Origin of the sequence: Dermacoccus sp. BD5 (assembly GCF_044878485.1) — a bacterium.
Lineage (GTDB): Bacteria > Actinomycetota > Actinomycetes > Actinomycetales > Dermatophilaceae > Dermacoccus > Dermacoccus nishinomiyaensis.
Genome location: NZ_JANJER010000033.1, coordinates 1 through 5182 on the forward strand (window position 1 = coordinate 1; position 5182 = coordinate 5182).

2 rRNA genes are annotated in these 5182 nt (G+C 55.1%); both read left to right on the forward strand.

What is annotated here, in order from left to right:
- Window positions 1–191: 191 nt before the first annotated feature.
- Window positions 192–1713: ribosomal RNA gene (locus tag NQ706_RS13610) — 16S ribosomal RNA — on the forward strand.
- A gap of 373 nt (window positions 1714–2086) precedes the next feature.
- Window positions 2087–5182, forward strand: a 23S ribosomal RNA gene (locus tag NQ706_RS13615); the annotation flags it as partial.

Here is a 5182-nt window from a genome sequence, read left to right on the forward strand (position 1 = left end):
GCTTCGTGTGGTGTGCGATGGTGTTTTGAGAACTCAACAGCGTGCCGATGTGATCATCGCCAAACATTTTTGTGGCACTTATGGAGTGTCGCGTGTTGTGGCTGAGTGATTAATGATTGTACAGAACTACGATGACCCTTTGGGGTTGTTGTTTGTCACCGTTTTTTTCTCGGCCGGGGTAACAAATTTTTTCTACGGAGAGTTTGATCCTGGCTCAGGACGAACGCTGGCGGCGTGCTTAACACATGCAAGTCGAACGATGAAGCACCAGCTTGCTGGTGTGGATTAGTGGCGAACGGGTGAGTAACACGTGAGTAACCTGCCCCTCACTCTGGGATAAGCCTGGGAAACTGGGTCTAATACTGGATACGACCGATCTCCGCATGGAGTGTTGGTGGAAAGTTTTTGTGGTGGGGGATGGACTCGCGGCCTATCAGCTTGTTGGTGGGGTAATGGCCTACCAAGGCGACGACGGGTAGCCGGCCTGAGAGGGCGACCGGCCACACTGGGACTGAGACACGGCCCAGACTCCTACGGGAGGCAGCAGTGGGGAATATTGCACAATGGGCGAAAGCCTGATGCAGCGACGCCGCGTGAGGGATGACGGCCTTCGGGTTGTAAACCTCTTTCACCAGGGACGAAGCTAACGTGACGGTACCTGGAGAAGAAGCACCGGCTAACTACGTGCCAGCAGCCGCGGTAATACGTAGGGTGCGAGCGTTGTCCGGAATTATTGGGCGTAAAGAGCTTGTAGGCGGTTTGTCGCGTCTGCTGTGAAAGACCGGGGCTTAACTCCGGTTCTGCAGTGGGTACGGGCAGACTAGAGTGTGGTAGGGGAGACTGGAATTCCTGGTGTAGCGGTGAAATGCGCAGATATCAGGAGGAACACCGATGGCGAAGGCAGGTCTCTGGGCCATTACTGACGCTGAGAAGCGAAAGCATGGGGAGCGAACAGGATTAGATACCCTGGTAGTCCATGCCGTAAACGTTGGGCGCTAGGTGTGGGACTCATTCCACGAGTTCCGTGCCGCAGCTAACGCATTAAGCGCCCCGCCTGGGGAGTACGGCCGCAAGGCTAAAACTCAAAGGAATTGACGGGGGCCCGCACAAGCGGCGGAGCATGCGGATTAATTCGATGCAACGCGAAGAACCTTACCAAGGCTTGACATACACCGGAATCATGCAGAGATGTGTGCGTCTTCGGACTGGTGTACAGGTGGTGCATGGTTGTCGTCAGCTCGTGTCGTGAGATGTTGGGTTAAGTCCCGCAACGAGCGCAACCCTCGTTCCATGTTGCCAGCACTTCGGGTGGGGACTCATGGGAGACTGCCGGGGTCAACTCGGAGGAAGGTGGGGATGACGTCAAATCATCATGCCCCTTATGTCTTGGGCTTCACGCATGCTACAATGGCCGGTACAGAGGGTTGCGAAACCGTGAGGTGGAGCTAATCCCAAAAAACCGGTCTCAGTTCGGATTGGGGTCTGCAACTCGACCCCATGAAGTCGGAGTCGCTAGTAATCGCAGATCAGCAACGCTGCGGTGAATACGTTCCCGGGCCTTGTACACACCGCCCGTCAAGTCACGAAAGTCGGTAACACCCGAAGCCGGTGGCCTAACCCTTGTGGGGGGAGCCGTCGAAGGTGGGACTGGCGATTGGGACTAAGTCGTAACAAGGTAGCCGTACCGGAAGGTGCGGCTGGATCACCTCCTTTCTAAGGAGCATCAAGCCCTTGCCACACCGTCCGTGTGTGGGGGGTGCTCATGGGTGGAACGATGATCATGGTGCAGCCTGCATGGTTGCCGGCATCAGCGAGTACGAACCAGTCATACACGTCTTGATCCCTTGATGGGGTGAGGATGTGGGGTTGGTTGGGGAAAGCGTGGTGGTGGTGAGTGTGTTGGGGTTGTGTTCGGCGCGTTGTTGGGTTCTCAGGACACGGATCGTGTTCTGGGGTTGTGGTCAACACAAGATCACACACCAAGTGCAGACTCTTCATCTTGTTGGATGGGGTTTGGGTGTGTGGGGTTGTGTGTGGCGTGTTGTTTGAGAATTACACAGTGGACGCGAGCATCTAGTATCTGTGATCTTAAGTTTTTAAGGGCACACGGTGGATGCCTTGGCACCAGGAACCGATGAAGGACGTTGTAATCTGCGATATGCCTCGGGGAGTCGATAAACAGGCTGTGATCCGGGGATTTCCGAATGGGGAAACCCGCCATGAATCATGTCATGGCACCTGCACCTGAACACATAGGGTGTTGGGAGGGAACGTGGGGAAGTGAAACATCTCAGTACCCACAGGAAGAGAAAACAAGAGTGATTCCGTGAGTAGTGGCGAGCGAAAGCGGATGAGGCTAAACCATGATCGTGTGAGACCTGTCAGGGGTTGCGGTTGTGGGGTTGTGGGACAGTGCTGATCCTCACTGACATGAGGGTGCGCAGTAAGAAACCATGTGCGTAGTTGAACAATCTTGAATGGTTGAGCGTAGAGGGTGCGACTCCCGTAGACGAAACGTGTGTGGCTGTGTTGTGCTGTTTCCCAAGTAGCACGGGGCCCGTGAAATCTCGTGTGAATCTGGCAGGACCACCTGCTAAGCCTAAATATTCCCTGGTGACCGATAGCGGACTAGTACCGTGAGGGAAAGGTGAAAAGAACCCCGGGAGGGGAGTGAAATAGATCCTGAAACCGTGTGCTTACAATCCGTCGGAGCCTCCGTGTGGGGTGACGGCGTGCCTTTTGAAGAATGAGCCTGCGAGTTAGTGCTCAGTGGCGAGGTTAACCCGTGTGGGGTAGCCGTAGCGAAAGCGAGTCCGAATAGGGCGTTTGAGTCGCTGGGTCTAGACCCGAAGCGGAGTGATCTACCCATGGCCAGGTTGAAGCGCCGGTAAGACGGCGTGGAGGACCGAACCCACTTAGGTTGAAAACTGAGGGGATGAGCTGTGGGTAGGGGTGAAAGGCCAATCAAACTCCGTGATAGCTGGTTCTCCCCGAAATGCATTTAGGTGCAGCGTCGCGTGTTTCTTGCCGGAGGTAGAGCTACTGGATGGCTGATGGGCCCCACCGGGTTACTGACGTCAACCAAACTCCGAATGCCGGTAAGTGAGAGCGTGGCAGTGAGACTGCGGGGGATAAGCTTCGTAGTCGAGAGGGAAACAGCCCAGATCATCAGCTAAGGTCCCTAAGCGTGTGCTAAGTGGGAAAGGATGTGGAGTTGCTGTGACAACCAGGAGGTTGGCTTAGAAGCAGCCACCCTTTAAAGAGTGCGTAATAGCTCACTGGTCAAGTGATTCCGCGCCGACAATGTAGCGGGGCTCAAGCACATCACCGAAGCTGTGGCAATGACACACTGACCCTTAACGGGGGTGTTGTTGGGTAGGGGAGCGTCGTGTGGCGAGTGAAGCGGCCGAGTGATCGAGTCGTGGATGCTACACGAGTGAGAATGCAGGCATGAGTAGCGAATGACGGGTGAGAAACCCGTCCGCCGAATAACCAAGGGTTCCAGGGTCAAGCTAATCTGCCCTGGGTAAGTCGGGACCTAAGGCGAGGCCGACAGGCGTAGTCGATGGACATCCGGTTGATATTCCGGAACCGGCGAAGAACCGCCCATACTGAACCATGGGATGCTAAACACCCGAACCATGCCAACCGGTCCTTCGGGATCATCTGGTGTGGGGAGCGTGTGACCCGATCGTGTAGTAGGTAAGCGATGGAGTGACGCAGGAAGGTAGCCTCCGCGGGGCGATGGTAGTCCCCGTCCAAGCATGTAAGCCCACTGGTAGGTAAATCCGTCAGTGATGTGGCTGAGATGTGATGGTGACCACGTATGTGGGAAGCAGGGTGATCCTATGCTGTCGAGAAAAACTTCTAGCGAGGTTCGAGCCGCCCGTACCCCAAACCGACTCAGGTGGTTAGGTAGAGAATACTAAGGCGATCGAGTGAATCGTGGTTAAGGAATTCGGCAAAATGCCCCCGTAACTTCGGGAGAAGGGGGGCCCAAGCCTTGAAGCCCGTACGGGCTAGGGGTGAGGGTCGCAGAGACCAGGGAGAAGCGACTGTTTACTAAAAACACAGGTCCGTGCGAAGAAGTAATTCGATGTATACGGACTGACGCCTGCCCGGTGCTGGAAGGTTAAGAGGACTGGTTAATCACTTCGGTGGTGAAGCTGAGAATTTAAGCCCCAGTAAACGGCGGTGGTAACTATAACCATCCTAAGGTAGCGAAATTCCTTGTCGGGTAAGTTCCGACCTGCACGAATGGCGTAACGACTTCTCCACTGTCTCAACCACGAACTCGGCGAAATTGCAGTACGAGTAAAGATGCTCGTTACGCGCAGCAGGACGGAAAGACCCCGGGACCTTTACTACAGTTTGGTATTGGTGTTCGGTACGGCTTGTGTAGGATAGGTGGGAGACTGTGAAGCATGCACGCCAGTGTGTGTGGAGTCATTGTTGAAATACCACTCTGGTCGTATTGGGCTCCTAACTTCGGTCCGTGATCCGGATCAGGGACAGTGCCTGATGGGTAGTTTAACTGGGGCGGTTGCCTCCTAAAGGGTAACGGAGGCGCCCAAAGGTTCCCTCAGCCTGGTTGGCAATCAGGTTTTGAGTGTAAGTGCACAAGGGAGCTTGACTGTGAGACAGACATGTCGAGCAGGCACGAAAGTGGGGACTAGTGACCCGACGGTGGCTTGTGGAAGCGCCGTCGCTCAACGGATAAAAGGTACCCCGGGGATAACAGGCTGATCTTGCCCAAGAGCTCATATCGACGGCATGGTTTGGCACCTCGATGTCGGCTCGTCGCATCCTGGGGCTGGAGTAGGTCCCAAGGGTTGGGCTGTTCGCCCATTAAAGCGGTACGCGAGCTGGGTTTAGAACGTCGTGAGACAGTTCGGTCCCTATCCGCTGTGCGCGTAGGAAACTTGAGAAGACCTGTCCCTAGTACGAGAGGACCGGGATGGACGAACCTCTGGTGTGTCAGTTGTTCCGCCAGGAGCACCGCTGATTGGCTACGTTCGGAAGTGATAACCGCTGAAAGCATCTAAGCGGGAAGCACGCTTCGAGATGAGGTTTCCATACACCTTGTGTGTGAGAGGTTCCCTAGAGACGATGGGGTTGATAGGCCGGATGTGGAAGACCAGTAATGGTTGTAGCTGACCGGTACTAATGAACCGATAACTTA